The organism is Streptomyces albiaxialis, assembly GCF_039530985.1.
In the GTDB taxonomy this organism is placed as follows: Bacteria; Actinomycetota; Actinomycetes; order Streptomycetales; family Streptomycetaceae; genus Streptomyces; species Streptomyces albiaxialis.
The window spans coordinates 737,747-759,678 of record NZ_BAAAPE010000001.1; the positions used below are offsets into that span (position 1 = coordinate 737,747).

The 21,932-nt window shown below is 74.4% G+C and carries 5 protein-coding genes; all 5 read right to left on the minus strand.

Annotation, left to right across the window (positions count from 1 at the left end; genetic code table 11):
* Positions 1 to 8: 8 nt before the first annotated feature.
* Positions 9 to 8,573: a type I polyketide synthase gene (locus ABD343_RS03290; protein WP_344523720.1), complete on the minus strand. Its 8,565-nt coding sequence runs from the start codon at positions 8,571 to 8,573 to the stop codon at positions 9 to 11.
* A 123-nt stretch (positions 8,574 to 8,696) separates the two neighbouring features.
* Positions 8,697 to 9,818, minus strand: coding sequence for a DUF6421 family protein (locus ABD343_RS03295; protein WP_344523722.1), 1,122 nt, complete (start codon positions 9,816 to 9,818; stop codon positions 8,697 to 8,699).
* Between the two features lie 14 nt (positions 9,819 to 9,832).
* Positions 9,833 to 11,314, minus strand: a complete 1,482-nt coding sequence (locus ABD343_RS03300; protein ID WP_344523724.1) for an FAD-dependent oxidoreductase — start codon at positions 11,312 to 11,314, stop codon at positions 9,833 to 9,835.
* Positions 11,311 to 12,639 carry a cation:proton antiporter gene (locus ABD343_RS03305; RefSeq protein ID WP_344523726.1) on the minus strand — a complete coding sequence of 443 codons (1,329 nt, stop codon included), beginning with the start codon at positions 12,637 to 12,639 and terminating at the stop codon, positions 11,311 to 11,313. The genes ABD343_RS03300 and ABD343_RS03305 overlap by 4 nt, the downstream gene beginning before the upstream one ends.
* The gene (locus tag ABD343_RS03310) at positions 12,636 to 21,926 is read right to left on the minus strand and encodes an amino acid adenylation domain-containing protein (RefSeq protein WP_425578097.1); all 9,291 of its coding nucleotides are present in this window, start codon (positions 21,924 to 21,926) and stop codon (positions 12,636 to 12,638) included. Before ABD343_RS03310 ends, ABD343_RS03305 begins: the two co-directional genes overlap by 4 nt.
* Positions 21,927 to 21,932: the final 6 nt, after the last annotated feature.

Here is a 21,932-nt window from a genome sequence, read left to right on the forward strand (position 1 = left end):
CGCTCATGTCAGGGCCTTCCCAGCTCATCGTCGATCAGGGCATAGAGCGCGTCCGCGTCCGCGTCGGCGATCTCGTCGTCTCGGGCCGGCTCTGCGGGTCCGGCGGTCTCCAGCGCGGCCATCAGGCGCCACAGGCGGGTGGTGGCGGCCAGGCGGGTCTCGTCGTCGGCGATGCCGGTGACGCTCTCCTCCAGCCGCTCCAGCTCGGCGAGGAGAGGAAGGGGCGCCGACGGCTCGGGCGGACCCTCCGCGCGCGCGGAGGGCTCATCCGGCCCGTCCGGTCCGCCCGGCTCATCCGAAGTCACCGGCTCATCCCGCTCCTCCGGCGTCACCGGCTCCTCCGGCGTGAGCCCCTTCACCAGGTGCCGGGCCAGCGCGGCGGGGCTCGGGTGGTCGAACGTCACGGTCGGCGTCAGCCGCAGTCCCGTGCGGGCGCCGATCCGGTTGCGCAGCTCCAGCGCGGTCAGGGAGTCGAAGCCCAGGTCGGTGAAGCCCCGTTCGACGCCGACGTCCCCCGGGCCGGAGCGGCCCAGTACGGCCGCGATCTCCGACTGCACCATCCGGCGCACCGTCAGCTCCCGGTCGCGCTCGGGCATCGTCGCCAGCCTGTCGCGCAACGTCGGCGCGCCCTCCCGCTCCTGCCCGGCACCCGGGGCGGGGGCGGCGTGAACGGCGGTCACGGCGGGAACGGCGGGAACAAGGCCCCGCAGCAGGGGGTTCGGCGTGCCGGTGTCCCGCAGGGCCGCCACGTCGAACCGGGCGGGCACCAGGTGCGCCCGGTCCGCGCCGAGCCCGAGGTCGAGCAGGGCCAGCCCGGCGTCCGTGGGCAGCGGGCGCAGTCCGCCGCGCGCCATCCGCTCCCTGTCGGCGTCGGTCAGCGCGCCGGTGAGCCCCGTGCTGCGCTCCCACAGGCCCCAGCCGAGCGAGACGGCGGGCAGCCCCTGGGCACGCCGGTGGTGGGCCAGCGCGTCGAGGAACGCGTTCCCCGCCGCGTAGTTGGCCTGTCCGGCCAGCCCCACGGTCGCCGAGACGGAGGAGAAGAGCACGAACGCGGAGAGGTCCAGCTCCCTCGTCAGCTCGTGCAGATGCCAGGCCGCGTCGACCTTGGCGGCCAGCACCGCGCGCAACTGCCCGGGCGTCAGCGAGAGCAGCGCCGCGTCCTGGAGGGTGCCCGCCGCGTGCACCACGGCACGCAGCGGCGCGGTGTCGGGCACGGACGCGAGGACGTCGGCGAGCGCGGCCCGGTCGGTCACGTCGCAGGCGGCGACCGTGACGGTGGCCCCCGCCCCGCTCAGCTCCGCGACGAGCGCGTCGACGCCCTCGGCGTCCGGCCCCCGGCGGCTGACGAGCAGCAGATGGCGCACACCGTGCCGCTCCACCAGGTGCCGGGCGGCCGTCGCGCCCAGCCCCCCGGTGCCGCCGGTGATCAGGACGGTGCCCTCCGCGTCGAGCGCCGCGGCCTCGGGACCGGGCGGCGGCACCGAGCCGCGCCCCAGCCGGGGCACGAGCACGCGCCCCGCGTCCAGGACGAGTTGCGGCTCGCCGGTGGCCAGGGCCCGGCCCAGCTCCTCGGCGTCCGGCTCCTCGTCGCCGGTGGAGTCCACGAGGACGATACGGCCGGGGTGTTCGGTCTGCCCCGCCCGCAGCAGCCCCCACACGGCGGCCCCGGCGAGACCGGAGGCGACGGTGCCGACGGGACCGACAGGACCGGCAGGGGCAGCGCCGGTGTCCGCCCGTACGGGCATGGCTCCCCGCGTCAGCACGACCACGGGCGCCCCGTCGTCGCCGTCCTTGCGGCCCAGCCGCTCCTGGACCTCCCGCAGCACGGCCTCGACGGCCTCGTGCACGCCCTCGGGCACGTCCACCGCCTCCGCGGGACCCACGCGTACGACGGCCGGGCCCTCGGGGCCCACGGGCCGGGCCGGAACCGCCGGGGCCGGGGCCTCGTGCCAGTCGACCTGGAAGAGCGCGGGGTCGAAGCGGCGGGCGTCCAGGGGGCGGAGGGTGAGCGCTCCGACGGTGAGGACCTCGGCGCCGGTGCCGTCGGCGACGGTCAGCGAGGCGCGGTCGGGTCCGTCCGTCGTGACGCGCACCCGGGCCTGGGCGCCGCCCGGCCCGGCGAGCCGCACGCCGGACCACGAGAACGGCACCATCGGCGCCGCCCCCTCGCCCGCCTCCAGCACCACGGGGTGCAGCGCCGCGTCGAGCAGCGCAGGGTGGACGGGGAACGGGCCCGCGTCCTCGCCCAGCGCGATGTCGGCGAGGAGCGCGCCCTCGTGCCGCCAGACCTGCCGCAGGTTGCGGAACGCGGGCCCGTACTCCAGGCCGCGCGCCGCGAGTTCGTCGTACCAGCCCGTACGGTCCACCGGGACCGCCCCTGCGGGCGGCCACTCCGCGAGGACGAGGTCCGGGCCCGGGTCCGGGGCGCCGCCACCGGGCGCCGCAGCGCGGACCGTGCCGGTGGCGTGCAGCCGCCACCCGTCGCCCTCGCCGTCGGCGGAGCCGTGCGTACGGCTGTGGATTCGGACGGCGCGCAGCCCCTCCTCGTCCGGCGCCGCCGCCGTGAGCTGCACCTCGACCTCGTCGCGCTCGGGCACCACCAGCGGGGTGTGCAGGGTCAGTTCGTCCACCGTGGAGCCGACGCGCAGGGCCATGCCCAGCAGCGCGGTCCCCGGCACGACCGCCCGCCCGAGCACGCGGTGGTCGGTCAGCCAGGGGCGGGAGCGCAGGGAGAGGCGTTCGGTGAGGACCGTGCCCCCGCCGTCCGCGAGATCGACCGGCTCGCCCAGGAGGGGCGTGTCGGCCGTGGCGTCCACCCAGTAGCGCTCGTGCTGGAAGGCGTACGTCGGCAGCTCGACGGGGGACGCGCCGGTGCCCTCGAAGGCCGGGGCCCAGTCGACCGTCGCGCCGCGCGTCCACACCCGCGCCACGGAGGTGAGGAACGTGTCCAGGCCGCCCTCGTCGCGCCGCAGCGACCCCGCGACCCGCGAGGCGGCCTCGTCCGCGGCCTCGGAGTCACCGGAACCCCCGGAATCCCCGGACACGCCGGCCTCCAGGATCTCCTGGACGCTCATGGCGAGCACCGGGTGCGAGCTGATCTCGACGAAGGTGCCGTACCCCTGCGCGGCCAGCGCCTCCACGGCGGACCGGAAGTGGACGGTCCGCCGCAGGTTCCGGTACCAGTAGCCCGCGTCCACCAGTCCGTCGCCCAGCCAGTCGCGCTCGACGGTCGAGAAGAACGGCACGCGCGCGGGCCGGGGCCGCACCTCCGCGAGCAGCGCGGCCAGTTCGTCCTCGATGCGCTCCACATGGGGCGTGTGCGAGGCGTAGTCCACGGCGACCTTGCGGGCCCGTACGTCGTCCGCCCGGCACGCGGCGTGCAGCGCGTCCAGCGCCTCCGGCTCGCCCGCGACGACGGTGGAGGAGGGCCCGTTCAGCGCCGCCACCCACAGGCGGCCCTCCCACTCCTCCAGCCGGGACTCCACGTCCGCGAGGGGCAGGGCCACCGACATCATCCCGCCGTGCCCGGCGAGGCCCTTCGCGACGGCCTGCGAGCGCAGCGCGACCACCCGCGCGGCGTCCTCCAGGGACAGCGCCCCGGCCACGCAGGCGGCGGCGATCTCGCCCTGCGAGTGCCCGACGACCGCCGACGGCTCGACGCCGTACGCCCGCCACAGCGCCGCCAGCGACACCATCACCGCCCAGGAGGCGGGCTGTACGACGTCGACGCGCTCCAGCGTGGGCTCGCCGGGCACCTGCCGCAGCACGCCTTCGAGGTCCCAGTCCGTGAACGCGGACAGCGCCTCGGCGCACTCCCGCAGCCGCGCGGCGAAGTCCGGTGCGGTGTCGAGGAGTTCCACGGCCATGCCCGCCCACTGCGAGCCCTGGCCGGGGAAGACGAAGACCACGGGGGCGCCGGTGTGCCGGGCCGTGCCCCGGACCGTGCCCGGGGCCTCGTCGCCGCGCGCCAGCGCGTCCAGCCCGGCCGTCAGCGCGTCGGACCCGTCGGCGACGACGACGGCGCGGTGCTCCAGCGCGGCGCGGGTCGCCGTGGTGGAGAGGCCGAGGTCGGCGGGGCGCGCGTCCGGCGCCGACGCCAGGTGGTCACGCAGCCGCGCGGCCTGGTCCCGCAGCGCCGCCCCGGTCCTGCCGGACAGCACGACGGGTACGGGCCCCGCGGCCCTGTCCGTCGCGCCCTCGCCGGAACCGGTCTCGCCGGAACCGGCCTCGCCGGAACCGGCCTCCTCCGGCGCCGCTTCGAGGACGACGTGCGCGTTGGTGCCGCTGATCCCGAACGAGGAGACGCCGGCCCGGCGCGGGCGCCCCGGCTCCTGCGGCCACTCGCGCCGCTCGGTGAGGAGTTCGACGGCACCGGACGACCAGTCCACGTGCCGCGAGGGCTCCCCGACGTGCAGGGTCCTGGGCAGGACGCCGTGCCGCAGGGCCAGCACCATCTTGATCACGCCGGTGACGCCCGCCGCCGCCTGCGTGTGGCCGAGGTTGGACTTCACCGAGCCCAGCAGCAGCGGCCGTTCGCGCTCCTGCCCGTACGCCGCCAGCAGCGCCTGCGCCTCGATCGGGTCGCCGAGCGCGGTGCCGGTGCCGTGCGCCTCGACCGCGTCCACGTCCGCCGGGGACAGGCCGCCGCTCGCGAGCGCGTCGCGGATGACGGCCTGCTGGGAGGGGCCGTTGGGCGCGCTCAGCCCGTTGGAGGCGCCGTCCTGGTTGATCGCCGAGCCGCGCAGCACGGCCAGCACCCGGTGGCCGTTCGCCCGCGCGTCCGAGAGCCGCTCCAGGACGACCATACCCACGCCCTCGGCCCAGCCCGTGCCGTCGGCCGCGTCCGAGAACGCCTTGCACCGGCCGTCCGGCGACAGTCCGCGCTGCCGCGAGAACTCCACGAACATGCCGGGCGTCGACATCACCGCGACACCGCCCGCGAGCGCGAGCGCGCACTCCCCCGCCCGCAGGGAACGCGCGGCCAGGTGGAGCGAGACCAGCGACGACGAGCACGCCGTGTCCACCGACACCGCCGGGCCCTCCAGCCCGAGGGCGTAGGCGACGCGGCCCGAGGCCACGCTCGGCAGGCTGCCCGTGAGCGCGTGGCCGCCGAAGCTGTCGGACGTCTCGTGCAGCCGGGGCACGTAGTCCTGGTCGCTGATCCCCGCGAAGACGGCCGTACGGCTGCCGCGCAGCGACGTGGGGTCGATCCCCGCGCGCTCCAGCGCCTCCCACGAGACCTCCAGCAACTGCCGCTGCTGCGGGTCCATCGCGCGGGCCTCGCGCGGGCTGATCCGGAAGAGGTCGGCGTCGAAGCCGGGGGCGTCCGCGAGGAAGCCGCCCGTACGGACGCCGCCCGTGACCGCCGGGTCCAGGCTCCAGCCCCGGTCCTCGGGGAACGCCGCGACGGCGTCCCCGCCCGCGTCGAGGAGCCGCCACAGCGCCTCGGGCGAGTCCACGCCGCCGGGCAGGCGGCAGCCCATGCCGACGATCGCGACGGCGTCCTCGTCCCCCGGCGTGCCGCGCGGGGCCGCGCCGGGCGCCCGCGGGCCGTCGCCCGAAAACTCCTCGCCCAGGTGCCGCACGAGCGCGGCAGGGGTCGGGTGGTCGTACAGCAGGGTCGTCGGCAGCCGCAGTCCGGTGGCGCGGCTCAGCCGCCTGCTCACCTCGACGGCCGTCACCGAGTCGGAGCCCAGCTCCTTGAACGAGCGGTCGGCCTCGACCGCTTCGGGGCCCGCGTGCCCGAGCACGGCTGCCGCCTGCCCGCGCACCAGCGCCCACAGGTCCCGCTCCCCGGTGCCGGAGGACGGCACGGGCGCGGGCCCGGACTCCCGTACGGGGGCGGCGGGTACGGCGGGTACGGAGGGCGCCGCCGGTGTGCCCGCGATCCAGTACGGCTCCCGCTGGAAGGCGTACGGGGGCAGCGGCACGGCCGTCGCGCCGGTGCCCGCGAACACCGGGCGCCAGTCGAGCGCGATGCCCTGGACGTACAGCTCCGCCATGGACAGCAGCAGCCGGCGCGTGCCGCCCTCGCCGCGCCGCAGGGTGCCCCCCACCACCGCGCCCGCCACGGACTCCACCGTGTTCACGGTGTCCTGGGCGGGCGTGGTCAGCACGGGGTGCGGGCTGGCCTCCACGAACACCGCGTGGCCGTCCTCCGCCAGGGCGCGGACGGCGTCCCGGAACCGCACGGTCTCCCGTACGTTCCGGTACCAGTACCCGGCGTCCAGCGCCTGCGCGCCGAGCCGCGTGCCGGTGACCGTGGAGTGGAACACGACGCCGGTGTCCCGCGCGGTGACGTGCGCCGCGGCGCGCAGCACCTCGTCGCGGATCTCCTCGACCTGCGGGGAGTGCGAGGCGTAGTCGATGGGGACCATCCGGGCCCGTACGTCCCGCTCCCGGCACTCGGCGACCATCGCGCGCACGACGTCGACGGGGCCCGAGACGACGGTCGCGCCGGGGCCGTTCACCGCGCCGATCGCGACGCGGTCCAGGTCCACCTCCTCCGGGTCCACGGCGAGCTGGGCCATCGCGCCCCGGCCCGAGAGCCGGGCGACGATGACGCGGCTGCGCTCGACCATGAGCCGCAGGGCGTCCTCCAGGGAGATCATCCCGGCGGCGCAGGCCGCGGTGATCTCGCCCTGGGAGTGGCCCACGACGGCCGAGGGCGCGAGCCCCACGGACCGCCACACCTCCGCCAGCGACACCTGCACCGCGAACAGCGCGGGCTGCATCACATCCATGCGCAGCAGGGCGTCCTCGTCGCCGAGCACGTCCCGCAGCGACCAGTCGACCAGCCCGTCCAGCAGCGCGGCGCACGCGTCCATCCGCGCGGCGAACACCGCCGAGGACTCCCACAGTTCGCGGGCCATCCCGGCCCACTGCGGGCCCTGGCCCGGGAACATCCACACGACGCCCGGCGCTGCCCCGGGCCCCGATCCGGTGTCGCCCTCGACCACGTGCGGCGACGGCGTGTCCGAGGCCACCGCGTCGAGCCCGGCGAGGAGTTCGGCGCGGTCGGCGGCGACGACGACGGCGCGGTGCTCCAGCGCCGAGCGGGTCGTGACGGTCGCGTACCCCACGTCCTGGGGGCGCAGCTCCTCGTCGCCCGCCACCCGCTCGCGCAGCCGCCCGGCCTGGGCCCGCAGGGCGGCGCCCGTACGGCCCGAGACGACGACGGGCACGGGCACGGGCGCGCCCGGGGAGTCGGCCCCGTCCGGCTCCGCCGGCCCGGCGGGCGGCGCCTCGCCCACCACCAGGTGGCAGTTGGTGCCGCCCAGGCCGAAGGAGCTGACGCCCGCCAGCCGGGGGCCCTCGGGCCAGGGGGCGGTGGCGGCGTTGACGCGCAGCCGGAGCCGGTCCAGCGGGATCGCCGGGTGCGGCTCCTCGTAGTGCAGGCTCGCCGGGAGGGTGCCGTGGCCGAGGGAGAGCGCGACCTTGATCAGGCCGACGACGCCCGAGGCGCCGTCCAGATGCCCGATGTTGGTCTTCACGGAGCCGACGGCCAGGGGCCGCTCCTCCGGCCGTCCCCCGCCGAGCACCGCGCCGAGCGCCGCGGCCTCGACCGGGTCCCCGGCACGGGTGCCGGTGCCGTGCAGCTCGACGTAGCCGACCCGCGCGGGCTCGACCCCGGCGCGGGCGCAGGCGTCGCGCAGCAGCGCGCGCTGCGCGTCGCCGTCGGGGACGGTGAGGCCCTCGCCGCCGCCGTCGTTGTTGACGGCGCCGCCGAGCAGCACGCAGTGCACGCGGTCGCCGTCGGCCACCGCGTCGGCGAGGCGCTTGAGGACGACCACGCCGCCGCCCTCGCCGCGCACGGTGCCGTCGGCCCGCGCGTCGAACGTACGGCAGCGGCCGTCCGGCGACAGGGCGCCCGACCTGGCGAAGGCCAGCGTGCTGTCCGGGGTGAGGTTGAGGTGGACGCCGCCCGCCAGTGCCAGCCCGGTGGCGCCCGAGAGCAGGCTCTCGCACGCCATGTGCACGGCGACCAGCGACGAGGACTGCGCGGCGTCCACGGTCAGGCTCGGCCCGCGCAGGCCGAGGTGGTACGAGATCCGGTTGGCGATGACGCCCCGGCTGAGCCCCGCCAGGGAGTGGTGGGAGACGGCGTCGCCGCCGTGCCGGTGGACGAGCGTGGCGTAGTCGTCGCCGGTGGCGCCGAGGAAGACCGCGGCGGGGCCGCCGCGCAGCGTCTCCGGCACCACGGCGGCGTGTTCCAGCGCCGTCCAGCTCAGCTCCAGGGCGAGCCGCTGGCGCGGGTCCATCGCGGCGGCCTCGCGGGGCGAGATGCCGAAGAACCCGGGGTCGAAGCCGGCGACCCCGTCGGGGCCGCCGAGGAATCCGCCGCGCAGCACTCCCGCCGCGCGGAGGTCGTCGGGGACGCCGTCGAGGTCCCAGCGCCCCTCGGGCACCTCGCCGACCGCGTCCACGCCGTCGCGCAGCAGCCGCCAGAAGGCGTCGAGGTCCTCGGCGCCGGGGACGCGGCAGGACATGCCGACGACGGCGACCGCGCCGCTCCCGGCCGGGCGTGACGTGTTCGTGTCCCGGGGCTTCCGCTCCGGATGCTCCTGTCGCAAGTGGCTCCTCGTGCGCGCTCACGCGTACCCGCCCGGTCCGGGCCTGCGCGGGCCCGGACCAGGCCCGTCAGGGCTGTCCTCGGATTCGTGCGGGGAGAGCGGGACGGCCCGCTCCCCGGGGGCTCAGACCCCCAGCCGCTCCTTGATCTCGGCGAAGAACGGGATGTGCCGGTAGTCCTTCGCCTCGGGGTCGTAGTCCGTGTACTGGTTGGTGAATTCCAGAAGGTTCTTCTGGACCTCTTCGACGGGCTTTCCGTGGATCCCCGATTCGATCCGCTGGATCTCTCCGAGGAAGCGCGTGAGCACCTCGGGGAGTTCGGGGTGGAGGTGGATCAGACCGTCGCGCAGCTCGATCCCGCCGTTCTGCGACAGGTAGTTGAAGAGGAGCTGGGAGGCGACGGCGTCGTAGTTCGGGCGGGGAATTCCCTCCACGGCGTAGCGCAGCAGCCGCTCGGAGAGGATGTACTCGTAGGCGAGCCGCGATTCGCGCTCGGGGAGGTCGTCGTCGTTGAGGCAGACGAGCATCGCCGAGACGTCGACGCGCAGCTCCTCCAGCCCGGCCAGCGGCTTCCGCTTCTTGTACGGCAGGTAGTCCGGGATCGGCATGTCGCCCTGCCGGTGGTGGTATTCGTGCAGCCGCACCCACCACGACGAGGCCTGCTCCACCGTGACGTCGTCGACGCCCTGGAGGTGCGGGAAGCTGCCCTCGGCCATCACCGCGTCGATCATCTTCCGCGTGATGCGGTTGTGCCGCTCCACGAACTTGTTGATGAAATAGAAGATCAGGTCGTCGCCGTGCTGGACCCCGTCGATGTGGTTCTCCGGGAACAGCGCCACCACGACGCGGGACGTGAATCCCTTCGAGCTGGCCGTGATGTTCACCGGCATGGTGTTGCTGGCGTAGCGGGTGGCCAGGTGCGGATTCGTCGGGAGCGTCTCGTACGTCAGGTACTCCAGCGAGAGGGAGGGGAAGTACGAGGCGTCGAAGAGCGAGAAGATGTGGTGGTCGCGCTCTTCCCCGATATGGGCCTTGACGTTCTCCAGCCGGGGCGCGTCGGAGAAGTTCCGCAGGTCCTCCGCCAGCGCCTTGGCGGCGGGCTGCTGCCCCAGGTGCGGGGAATCGGAGATCCGCTGCGCGAGCTTGTCCAGGAATTCCTGGTCGCGGAATGCCTCGCGCGAGCCCTTGACCTCCTCACGCAGGGCGTCGACCTCTGCGATGAACTCGGGCGTCGTGTTGTTCGACATCGTGCACCTCCTCCTCAGGCGTGGACCCAGGACATGCCGTCGGGCGAGGGGATCAGCCCTCCCTCGAACAGCGGGGTCTCCTCTTCCGCGTCCTCGCCGAGCGAGGCGTGCATCTGCACCTTCGAGCTCTCGGTCATGGCCTCGCGCACGACGGACGAGCCCAGCAGCGGGGCCCAGTTGTCGTTGTCGCCGTCGGAGATCGCCTCGACGGCCTCGGCGAACTCCTGGTTCTGCGCGTTCAGCCGCTTGGCGACCGCCTCGCCGTCGGCGAGCGCGGCCTCGCCGGAGGAGACGCCGCCCACCAGGTCGACGAACGACTCGATGTCGGAGCTGCTGTTCCGGGTGAGCTTCTTGGCCTCCCAGAAGTAGGAGCCCTCGACCTGGTGCATGTCGTAGAACGACATCAGGAACTCGTAGAAGACGCCGTACTCGCGGCGGTAGCGCGTCTCGAACTCCGTCATGGCCGCCTCCTCCTCGACGGTCCCGGCGAGCACGCTGTTGATGGACCGGGCGGCCAGCAGCGCGCTGTACGTCGCGAGGTGCACGCCGGAGGAGAAGACCGGGTCGACGAAGCAGGCGGCGTCGCCGACGAGCATCATCCCGGGCCGCCAGTACGAGGTGTGGTGGTACGAGTAGTCCTTGCGGACCCGGATCTCGCCGTACTGCCCCTCGGTGACCCGGCGGGCCGGGGAGAGGTAGTCGGAGATCATCGGGCACTCGTCGATGAGTGCCTGGAGGGCCTTCTCCGGGTCGCCCTGGACCTTCTCGGCCATGTCGCGGCGGACGACGGCGCCGACGCTGGTGAGGGTGTCGCTGAGCGGGATGTACCAGAACCAGCCGCTGTCGAAGGCCACGCACAGGATGTTGTTCCGGCTCGGCTCCGGCAGCCGCTTGCCGCCCTCGAAGTAGCCGAACAGGGCGAGGTTGCGGAAGAAGTCCGAGTACTCGCGGTGGCCGCCGAGCTTGGTGTTGAGCCTGCTCTTGTTGCCGGAGGCGTCCACCACGAAGCGGGCGGCGACCTCGCGCTTCTCGCCCTTGTCGTCGGTGTAGCGCACGCCGGTGACGCGCTCGCCCTCCTCGCGGATGTCGGAGACTGCGCAGCCCTCGCGGACCTCGGCGCCGACCTTGCGGGCGTTGTCCAGCAGGATCTTGTCGAACTTGGAGCGCTCGACCTGGAACGCGGTCGAGGTCGGGCCGGCCATGCGCGGCGAGACCGCGAACTCGAACTTCCACGGCTCGGGGTTGGCGCCCCAGCGGAACGTGCCGCCCTTCTTGACGGGGAAGCCGGCCTTGGCGATCTCCTCGTCGGCCCCGGTCAGCTTGCAGACGCCGTGGATGGTCGAGGGGAGCAGGGACTCCCCGATCTGGTAGCGGGGGAAGAACTCCTTCTCCAGAAGGAGGACCGAGTGCCCCTGCTTGGCCACGAGTGCGGCCAGCGTCGAACCGCCGGGGCCACCGCCGACGACCACGACATCGAATTCTTCGGTGCTGTTCACGCTGATTTCTCTCCCGTTCGTTCCCCGCCGGGACCGGCGGGCTCCGCAGGCTCTGCGGAATGGGTGGACGTGGTGGAGGTGGACGTACGGGCGGAGTCGGCGGGCCGCCCCTTTCTCTCCTTGCCGACGAGTTGGAGCAGCGGCCCCGTCATGAACGTGGTGACCAGGGCCATGAGGACGAGCACGGCGTACAGGTCCTGGCCGATGAGCCCGGCGGACCTGCCGACGTCCAGCACGATCAGCTCGGTGAGCCCCCGGGTGTTCACCATCACGGCGACCAGCGAGGACTGCCGGGAGTCGAGACCGCCCAGCCGGGCGGCGCCGTAGGCGGGGACGAACTTCCCTGCGATGGCGATCAGCAGGATCAGCGCGAGCAGCCCGAAGCCGTCGCCGCCCAGCGAGCCGATGTCCACGGAGAGCCCGGTACTCACGAAGAAGAGCGGCAGGAGCATCCCGGAGGTCTGTTCCATGGGCCCGAGCACGTCCGCGCTGGGCCGTCCCTCGCGCCGCGGCATGGCCAGCCCGGCGAGGAACCCGCCGAACACGGCGTGCAGGCCCAGCGATTCGGTGACCCACGCGCTGCCCAGGGCGAGGATCATCGCCGCGGGCACGGGGTTGCTCAGCAGCGTCGCGGGCCGGTCGAGCCACCCGCGCAGCAGGGGCCTGACCGCGAGGAACAGGAACGCGGTGAACGCCGCCAGCAGGCCCAGCGCGACCGGCCACGAGAAGCGGGTGGCCTGCCCGGAGTCGCTGAGCACCGCCGCCAGCACCAGCCAGGCCGCGACGTCCATGAACCCGGCGGCGGCGATCGACACGGTGCCCGCGGGCGTCCCGGCGGCGCCGCGCTCCCGCACGATCGCGGCGAGCACCGGCAGCGCGGTGATGGAGACCGCGACGGCCACGTACATCGCGAACGAGCCCTGGTCCGCGTGGCCCGGGTCCACGGCGGAGAACGCCCCGCCGAACAGCGCCACGGCCCCGACCGCCAGCGCCATCGGCGCCAGCAGCCCGGCCGCCGCGACGCCCACGGCGGTGCGCCCGGCGCGGAAGGCCCGGAAGTCCATCTCGTACCCGGCGACGAACATGAACAGGACGATCGCGACCTGCGCGAGCATCGACAGGAACGGCCGGGCGTCCTCGGGGAACAGATGGCCGGACGGATCGCCCGGGATCCGGCCCAGCAGGGTCGGCCCCAGGGCGATGCCCGCGAGGATCTGCCCGATCACCGTGGGCTGCCCCAGGCGCCGGGCGGCGGCGCCGAAGGCCCAGGACACCAGGATCACCAGTGCCACGTCGCCCAGGACGGTCGCTGTCAGGTGGCTCACGCGCGGACGCCCCCGATCGTCGCGCCGGGCTCCGCCACGATCCGTTCGAGCAGCCGTACGTAGCTCCGGCCCAGCCCGGCGGCGGTCGCGGGGGCGAACAGGTCGGTGCTGTACTCCAGGTGGCCGTCCAGTCCGTCGACCGTCTCGTGCAGGGCGAGGCTCAGGTCGAACTTCGCGGTTCCCGAGTCGCTGACGACCGGCTCGGCCTCCAGTCCCTCGATGCCGCCGTCCCCGTCGCTACCGCCGTGGGCGACCAGGTTGAACATCACCTGGAACACCGGGGAGCAGGACGGGTCGGGCTCCGGCACCAGGTCCCGGGCGAGTTCCGCGAACGGCAGGTCCTTGTGCGCCTGCGCCTCCGCGACCACCTCCCGGGCCTGCGCCAGCAGCTCCGGGAACGTCCGCTCGGGCGCGATGTCGAGGCGCAGCACGAGCGCGTTGACGAAGTAGCCGACCAGCTCCTCCAGTTCGGCGGCCGGACGGTGGGTCACCGGGGAACCGACGGCCAGCTCGCGGTCGTCGGTACGGCCGCCGAGGAGCACGGCGTACGCGGCGAGCAGCACCATGTAGAGCGAGGCCCCCTGGTCGGCGCCGAGCTTCCGCAGCCGCTCCGTCAGCGCGGCCGGGACGGCGAAGTCCACCGCCGCGCCCTGGTACGACTTCACGGGGCACCGGGGGTAGTCGGTGCGCAGCGCCAGGCACCCGGGCAGGCCGTCGAGCCGCTTGCGCCAGTGGTCGCGCTGCCGGTCCAGCTCCGCCGCGTCCAGCGTGCCGCTCTGCCAGCGGGCGAAGTCGGCGTACTGCAGGGGCAGCGGCGCGAGCCCGTGGGCGCGGCCCGCGCTCAGCTCCCGGTAGGCGCTCGCCAGTTCGCGCAGGAGGAGGCCCGTCGACCAGCCGTCGAAGACGCCCCAGGGCCGGGTGAGCACCAGAACGTGGTCCTCGTCCCCGAGCGCGAGCAGGTGCGCCCGCAGCGCGAACGGGCCCTCGGGCGCGAACGGCCGCAGCCGCTCGGCCCGCAGCCACGCGGCCGGCGCCCCGTCCCCGTCCCCCTCCTCCTGCGGGACGTCGAGCACCGGCACCTCGAAGCCGCCGGCGCCGTTCACACGCTGCACATAGGCGTCCTCGCGGCGCACATAGCCCGTGCGCAGGACCGCGTGCCGCTCCACCAGGGCGCGTACGGCCCCGGTCAGGGCCTCGCGGTCCAGCGTGCCCCGCATCCGCACGGCGAGCTGCACATTGTCGTACGCGCTGCCCAGGTGGCCGGGGCCGCGCAGGAACCACAGGTCGCGCTGGAACGTGGACAGCGGCGCCTCGGCGCCCTCGGCGGCGGGCGTCGCGGGCACCAGGCCCGGGCCCTCCTCCTCGCCCAGCTCCTCCTCCAGCGCGGAGGCCATCTCCTCCATCGTGGCGGCGGTGAGGATGAGCTGGAGCGACAGCTCGACGCCCGTCTCCTTCTTGACCCGCAGATTGAGCCGGGTGGCCAGCAGTGAGTGGCCGCCCAGGTTGAAGAAGTTGTCCTGGAGGCCGACCCGTTCGAGCTGGAGGACGTCCCCGACGATCCGGCACAGCGTCCGCTGGGCCTCGGTGCGGGGCGCGACGTAGACCTCCTTGGCCAGGTCCTCCTCGTCCGGCGCGGGCAGCGCCCGCTTGTCGATCTTGCCCTGCGGGGTGACCGGCAGCTCCTCCAGCACGACGAAGGCGCCGGGGACCAGGTGGTCGGGGAGCCGGTCGGCCAGGTGGTCGCGCAGCTCCTTGACCAGGCCCGTGCCCAGCCTGTCCACCTGCGGCGCGTTCGCCAGGCGCCGCTCGCGGTACGGGGACCGCGCCCGCGCCCGGGGCGCCCCGCCGCGGGCGAGGATCAGGTCGAGGCCGTCCAGCCGGTCCTGCGACCAGGTGGCCGCCACCTCGTACCCGAGGGACTCGGCGTGCAGCAGCGCCGCCTCCAGCTCGCGGACCTCCTCCCGGGCCTCCGGGGAGAGCCTGCCGCCGCGCGGCAGCGGCTCGACCTGGCGGGACGGCGCCCAGCGGGAGAGGGACGTGCACACGCGCACGTCCTCGGCGACCCGGTGGTTGGTCAGCCCCGTGACGCCGAAGACGTCGGGGGCGCCGCCGTCCAGCAGGGCGCGCAGCTCCGCCGGGGTCGCGGCCTCCAGCCAGGGGTGCTGGGGCGCCGCCGGGACGGTGCCCTTGGTCAGCACCACGTCGTAGCGGTAGGCGAGCATCTCGTTGTCGCCGGTGCCGCGCTTGACCATGAGGTCCACGGCGCCCACCTCCCCGAACCGCTCCGGGAGCAGGGTGAAGTACGTGGGGCTGACGAGGAGTTCGGTCTCCTGGCGCCTGCGGCGCTGCACCTGTGCGTTGAGCGCGCCCGCCGTGCCGGGCACGCCGGAGCGGCTGCGCTCGATCGCGGAGACGTGCGCGGAGAACAGGTCGAGGTTGCGGATGTCGCCCAGCAGGATCCGGCCGCCGTCGGCGACGAGGGGCAGGACCCGCGCGAGCACCTCGTCCAGGTAGTTGCGGCTGGGGAAGTACTGGGCGACGGAGTTGAGCACGACGACGTCGAAGAGCGCGCCGTCCGTGCCCTGGCCGTCCGCCTCCTCCCCGAGCCGGTCCACGGAGAGCGCGTCGCCCTGGGCCAGGGTGACGTGGGACCAGCCGCGCCGAGCGGCGCCCCGGCGTACGTCCGCGAGGGCCGAGGCGGAGATGTCCACGCCGTGCACGGACTCGCACTCCTCCGCGTAGCGGAAGAGGAGCAGGCCCGTGCCGCAGCCGATCTCCAGGAGCCGCTTCGGGCGGAGCGCGCGGATGGTGGCGACGGTGCCGTCGATCCACTCGCGCATCTCGTCCTCGGGCACGGGCTCGCCCGTGTAGCTGCTCTCCCAGCCGGCGAGGTTGAGGTCGTCGGGCACGGACTCGTCGCCGCCGCGCGCGTACTGGTCCTCGAACAGCCGCTCCCACTGGCCCAGGTGCTCGGAGGTCTGCGCCTCGGCCGCCGCCTCCAGCCACTCCTCGGCGGGGCTCACATAGGCGCTGAGGCTCTGCACCTCGTCGGCCGTGCGCGGGACGACGACGGCGCTGTGCACCGAGGGGTGCGCGTGCAGCACCGTCTCGATCTCGCCGGGCTCGACGCGGAAGCCCCGCACCTTGATCTGGTCGTCCACCCGGCCGCGGAACTCCAGCGTGCCGTCGGGCAGCCTGCGCACCAGGTCGCCGGTGCGGTACAGCCGCCCGCCGGGCTCCTCGCCGAAGGGGTCGCGGACGAACCGCTCGGCCGTCGTCTCCGGCGCGTCGAGATAGCCGCGCGCGACACCGGCGCCGCCCAGGCACAGTTCGCCGATCACGCCGTCGGGCACCAGCCGCAGCCGCTCGTCCGTCACGTACGCGGTGGTGTGCGGGACGGGGCGGCCGATGGGCACGCGGGCCTCGTCGGCAAGGTCCCGGGGGATCTCGTGGTACGTCGAGGCGATGCTGTTCTCCGTCGGCCCGTAGCCGTTGACGACGGTCAGGCCCGGCTGGGCCTCGTACAGCCGCCGCACGTCGCGCGCGGAGAACGTGTCGCCGACGACCGCCAGGTACCGCAGCGCCAGCTCCCGGCCCGCGGCGGACTGGACGAACGCCGGGAGGAAGGCCGCGGACAGCAGCATGGTGGTGACACCGGCGCGCGCGACGGTGTCCAGCACCTGCGCCGGGTCCTTCGACTCGCCGTCGTGCAGGACGAGTTCGCCGCCGGTCAGCAGCGGGGTCAGGACCTCCTGGGAGCCCGCGTCGAACGAGATCGACGAGTGGTGCAGCACCACCGCGTCCTCGTCGCAGGCGAAGTAGTCCGGGTTGGTGACGAGCCGGACCACGCCGCGCTGCTCCACGAGCACCCCCTTGGGCCGCCCCGTCGAGCCGGAGGTGAAGATCGCGTAGGCCAGGTGGTCCGGGGTGAGGCCCGTCTCCGCGCGGGGCACGTCCTCCTCGGCCAGGTCCTCCAGTACCCGCGCCCCGTCGGCGGCCCGCTGCCCCGTGTCGAGGTGCAGGACCTCGTCCACGTCGCCGAACAGCCCGCCGGGCAGCCGTGACTGGGCCAGCACCACGCGCACCCCGGAGGTCTCCACGAGGCTCCGCACGCGCTGCTCGGGGTAGTCGGGGTCGATCGGCACATAGGCGCCGCCCGCCTTGAGGATGCCCAGCATCCCGACGACCAGGTCCGGCGTGCGGTCGGCGCACAGACCCACCAGCACGTCGGGGCCGACCCCGGCGCCGCGCAGATGGCGGGCGACCTGGTTGGCCCGGGCGTTGAGCCGGGCGTACGTGAGGGTGCTCGCGCCGTGCCGTACGGCGACCGCGTCGGGCCGCCGTGCCGCCCGCTCCTCGAACAGCCCGGCCAGGCAGGCGTCCTCGGGGTACGCGGGCCGCTCGCCCCGCGCCGCGGCCAGCAGCAGCTTCCGCTCGTCCGGGGGCAGCACCTCGACGTCGAGGGCGCGGGTGCCGTGCCCGTCGCCGTCGGCCAGGGCCGTCACGATGCCGTCGAGCGCGGTCTCCACGTACCGCAGCAGCGTCTCGGGCTCGACCGCGTCCTCGACCTGGACGGTGAGGGACAGCTCCTCGCCGGTGTCGTCCAGCGACATGCCCATCGGGTAGTTGGTGCGGTCCATGACGCCCAGCCACGCGATGCCCTGCCCTTCGAGGGTGGGCGCGCCGGCGTCCTCGTTGCCGGGCTCGAAGTGCCGGAAGTTGATCGCGGCGCTGAAGAGCGGGGTGTCGCTGTCGAGCCCGCTGCACCGCTGCGCCAGGCTCAGCGAGGACTGCTCGCGGGCGATCAGCTCGCGCACCCCCGAGGCCACCTCGTCGACCAGCTCGCGCACGGACCTGCCGTCCAGCCGGACGCGCAGGGGCAGCGTGTTGATGAAGTTGCCCAGCATCCGCTCCACGCCGGGCACGCCCTGGAGGCGGCCCGACATCACGGTGCCGAACACCACGTCGTCGCGCCCGCTGCTGGCGGCCACGACGCGGGCGCAGGCCGCGTGGAAGAGCCAGGCCGGGCTGAGGCCCAGCCGCCCCGCCTCGTCCCGCAGCCGCCGGGTGAGCCCGGCGTCCAGGGAGCGGCGCGGCTTGCGGGTGCGGCGGCCGTCGCCGTGCACGTCGCTCAGGCCGAACGGCACGGTGGGCTCGGTGACGTCGCCGAGCGTCGCGCGGAAGAACTCCTCCGCGTCGCCCGTGCGCAGCTCGTGCAGGGTGTGGGCGACGAAGTCGCGGTACGGCGCGGGCGGGGCCAGCAGGTCGGCGCGCCCGGCCATGAGCGCCGCCAGCTCGTCGAAGATCAGCCGCAGCGAGGTGGCGTCCTCGATGAGGTGGTGGAAGGTCACCAGCAGGAAGCGGCGCTCCGTGCCCGGCTCGGGCGCGACGCGGAGCTGCATCATCGGCGCCCGGTCGGGCAGCAGCGGCGGCGGGGTGTGCAGCAGCGCCTTGACCCGCTCCTCGGCCTCCTCGCCCGCCGCCACGTCGCCGTCCGCGTCCAGCCGGATGCGCGTCACGGGCAGCTCGGCCGAGCGGTGCACGACCTGCACCGGCTCCGGCAGCCCCTCGGTGAGCACCGCCGTACGCATCACGTCGTGGCGGTCGATCACGCCCTGGAGGGCCTCGGTGAACGCGGCGCACGCGGCCTCGTCCGGCGCGGTGAACGCCGCGGACATCACGTACGGGTCGTTCTCCGGATCCATCAGGTGGTGGAAGAGGATGCCGTCCTGGGAGGGGACCAGCGGGTAGACGTCCTGGATGTTGGCCGCGCCGCCGGGGACCCGGTCCGCGAGCGAGTCCAGGTGCTCCTGCGTCAGTTCGACCAGGGGCAGCATGCCGGGCGTGAGCCGCTCGCAGCCCTCGGGGACGCCGTTGGGCGGGACGGTGTAGGGCGCGGCCGCCGTGCCGCCGCCCGGGCCCGGGCCCGCCGCGCCGCCGGACGAGGCGTTCTCGTCGATGCGCGCGGCCAGCGCCTCCAGGGTCGGCGCGCTGAACGTGTCGCGCACGGTGAGGTGCAGTCCGGCGTCCTTCAGCCGCGCCACCAGCACGGTGATCAGCAGCGAATGGCCGCCCAGCGTGAAGAAGTTGTCGTGCGCCCCGATCCGGTCCTGCTCGAAGCCGAGCAGCTCGGCCCAGACCCGCGCCAGCTCGCGCTCGGTCGCGGTGGAGGGCGCGACGTACGTGTGCTCGGCGCGGCGCGCGTAGGCGTCGATGCCGGGCGCGGGGAGCGCGGCGCGGTCCAGCTTGCCGTTGGTGGTCAGCGGCAGGACGGGGAGGAAGACGTACGCGCCGGGCAGCATGTAGTCGGGCAGCGTGCGGCGGGCGAGCCGGTCCAGCTCGGCGCGCAGCCCGGACTGCCGTTCGTCGTCCTCGTCCTCGCCGGAAGCGGTCGCGGAAGCGGACACGGGCACCACGTACGCCACGAGCCGCCGGTCGCCGGGCTGGTCCTCGCGGACCACGACCGCGCACGAGCCGACCTCGGGGTGCTCGTCGAGGCGCGCGGAGATCTCGCCCAGCTCGATGCGGTGCCCGCGGATCTTGACCTGGTCGTCGTTGCGCCCGTGGTACTCCAGCGAGCCGTCGGCCAGCACCCGGCCCAGGTCCCCGGTGCGGTACATCCGGGCGCCGGGCACGCCGCGGAACGGGTCGTCCAGGAAGCGCTCGGCGGTCAGCTCCCGCCGGTTGAGGTAGCCGCGGGCCACGCCCTCGCCGCCCACGTACATCTCGCCGACGGCGCCCGTGGGCACCGGGTTCCCGTGCGCGTCCAGCACGTAGACCGTCAGGTCCGGGAGGGGGCCGCCGATGGGGCTGACGGCGCGCGCGGTGTCGGCCTCGGTGAGCGGCCGGTGGGTGACGTGCACGGTGGTCTCGGTGATCCCGTACATGTTGACCAGCTCGGTCCCGGCGTTGACCGGGCGCGCGTACCAGGGCCGCAGCGCGGCCGTGTCCAGCGCCTCGCCGCCGAAGACCACGGTCCGCAGCGAGTGCGGGGCTGCCTCCTCGCCGTGCTCGCCCTGCGCCGCGATCAACTGGCCGAAGGCGCTGGGCGTCTGGTTGAGGACGGTGACGCCCTCCTCGACCAGCAGCGCGTAGAAGTCCCTGGGGCTGCGCGTCGTCGCGTGCGGGACGACGACGAGCCGGCCGCCGTGCAGCAGCGCGCCCCACATCTCCCAGACGGTGAAGTCGAACGCGAAGGAGTGGAAGAGCGTCCACACGTCGTCCGGCCCGAAGCCGAACCACTCCCGGGTCGAGGTGAACAGCCGCGAGACGTTGCGGTGCTCGACCATCACGCCCTTGGGCACGCCCGTCGAGCCGGACGTGTAGATCACGTACGCGAGGTTCGAGGGGAACGCCCCGTCCACCGGCTGGAGGTCGTCGTCGGGCAGCCAGTCCCAGCGGTCCCGCACGTCCACCACGGAGGCACGCCCGACGTCCAGGCCCTCCGGCACCCCGCCGTCGACCAGGACGACCTTCGGGGCGCTGTCGGTGAGCACGTGCCGCAGCCGCTCGGGCGGCGCCGAGGGATCCAGCGGTACGTACGCGCCTCCGGCCTTCAGCGCGGCCAGCGCGCCCACCACGAGCCACTCGCCGCGCGGCAGGCACAGCGCCACCAGCGACTCGCGGCCGACGCCCCGGGTGCGCAGGAAGCGGGCGACCTGGTTGGCGCGCGCGTTCAGCTCCGCGTAGGTCAGGGTCGTCTCCCCCGACCGGACGGCGACCGCGTCCGGCGAGGCGCGCACGACCTCCTCGAACCACTCGTGCAGACAGCGCTCCGAGGAGTCCTCGGCGGGCGGCGTGCGCCACTCCTCGGCCCGGCGCTCGCGCTCGGCGGCGTCCATCAGCTCCAGGCGGGATATCGGCTGCTCCGGCCCGTCGGCTATGGACTCCAGGAGGGTCGTGAAGTGCCGGACGAAGCGCTGGACGGTCTCCCGGTCGAAGAGCGAGGTCGCGTACTCCACGGCGCCCGTCAGCCCGTCCGGGGTCTCGCGCAGGTCCAGGGTCAGGTCGAACTTGCTGATGTCGAAGTCGACATCGACCGAGGTCACCTCCAGCCCGCCCAGCGTGAGCCGCGGCTCGGCCTGCTCCTCCTGGAGGACCAGCACGGTCTGGAACACCGGCGAGTGGCTGAGGCTCCGCTCGGCCTGGAGCGCGTCCACCACGGCCTCGAACGGCACGTCCTGGTGGTCGTAGCCCTCCAGCGCGGTCTTCTTCACCCGGCCCAGCAGCTCGGAGAAGGCCGGGTCGCCGGCGAGGTCGTTCCGCATCACCAGGGTGTTGGCGAACAGCCCGATGAGCCCCTCGATCTCGGCCCTGCCCCGGTTGGCCACGATGGTGCCGACGGCGATGTCGGTCCGCTGGGTGTAGCGGTGCAGCAGGACGGAGTAGGCGGCCAGCAGCGTCATGTAGAGCGTGGCGTCGTGCTGCTCGGAGAGCTTCCGCAGCCGGGCCAGCAGCTCGGGGGAGCAGCGGAAGAACTCCCGGGTGCCCTCGTGGTCCCGGACCGCCGGGCGCGGCCGGTCGGCGGGGAGCGTCAGGCCCGGGTCCACGCCGTCGAGCTGCTTCTTCCAGTACTCGATCTGCCGCGTCTGCACCTCGCCCGCGAGCCACTGGCGCTGCCATGCCGCGAAGTCCGCGTACTGCACGGGCAGCGTCTCCAGCGCCGCGTCCCGGTCCTGCCGGTGCGCCTCGTACAGCTCGGTCACCTCGCGGAAGAACACCCCGACCGACCAGCCGTCCGAGACGATGTGGTGCATCGTCACCATCAGGACGTGCTCGGTGTCGCTCTGCCGCAGCAGCAGCGCCCGGATCAGCGGGTCCCGCGCGAGGTCGAAGGGGGCGAGCATCTCCTCCCGGCAGGCCCGGACGACCTCCTGCGGGTCGGCCGTCTCCCGCTCCCGCACGGTGAAGTCCGCGCCGTCGTCGATGATCTGGCGCGGCACGCCGTCACTGTCCTCGAAGCGGGTGCGCAGGGCCTCGTGCCGCAGCACCAGGCCGGACAGCGCGCGGCGCAGCGCCGGGCGGTCGAGCTTCCCGTGCAGCCGCAGGGCCAGTGGGACGTTGTAGTGCGCGCCGGTGTCCTCCAACTGGGCCAGGAACCACAGCCGCTGCTGGGCGAAGGACAGCGGGAGCGGCTGGTCGTCGGAGCGGGGCAGGCGGGGGATCAGGTCCAGCGCGGACACGTCCACGCCCTGCTTGCGCAGCAGCGCGATCACGGCGCGCTGCCGCTTGAAGGGCATGGACTGGATCCGGCGGATCAGCTCCTGCCCGCTCTCCTCGTGCGGCATGCTCAT

Excerpts from the sequence above, each read along its gene's own strand:
- ABD343_RS03295 (WP_344523722.1), bottom strand. The coding sequence starts at position 9,818 with ATGTCGAACAACACGACGCCCGAGTTCATCGCAGAGGTCGACGCCCTG.
- ABD343_RS03310 (WP_425578097.1), bottom strand. The coding sequence starts at position 21,926 with ATGCCGCACGAGGAGAGCGGGCAGGAGCTGATCCGCCGGATCCAGTCC.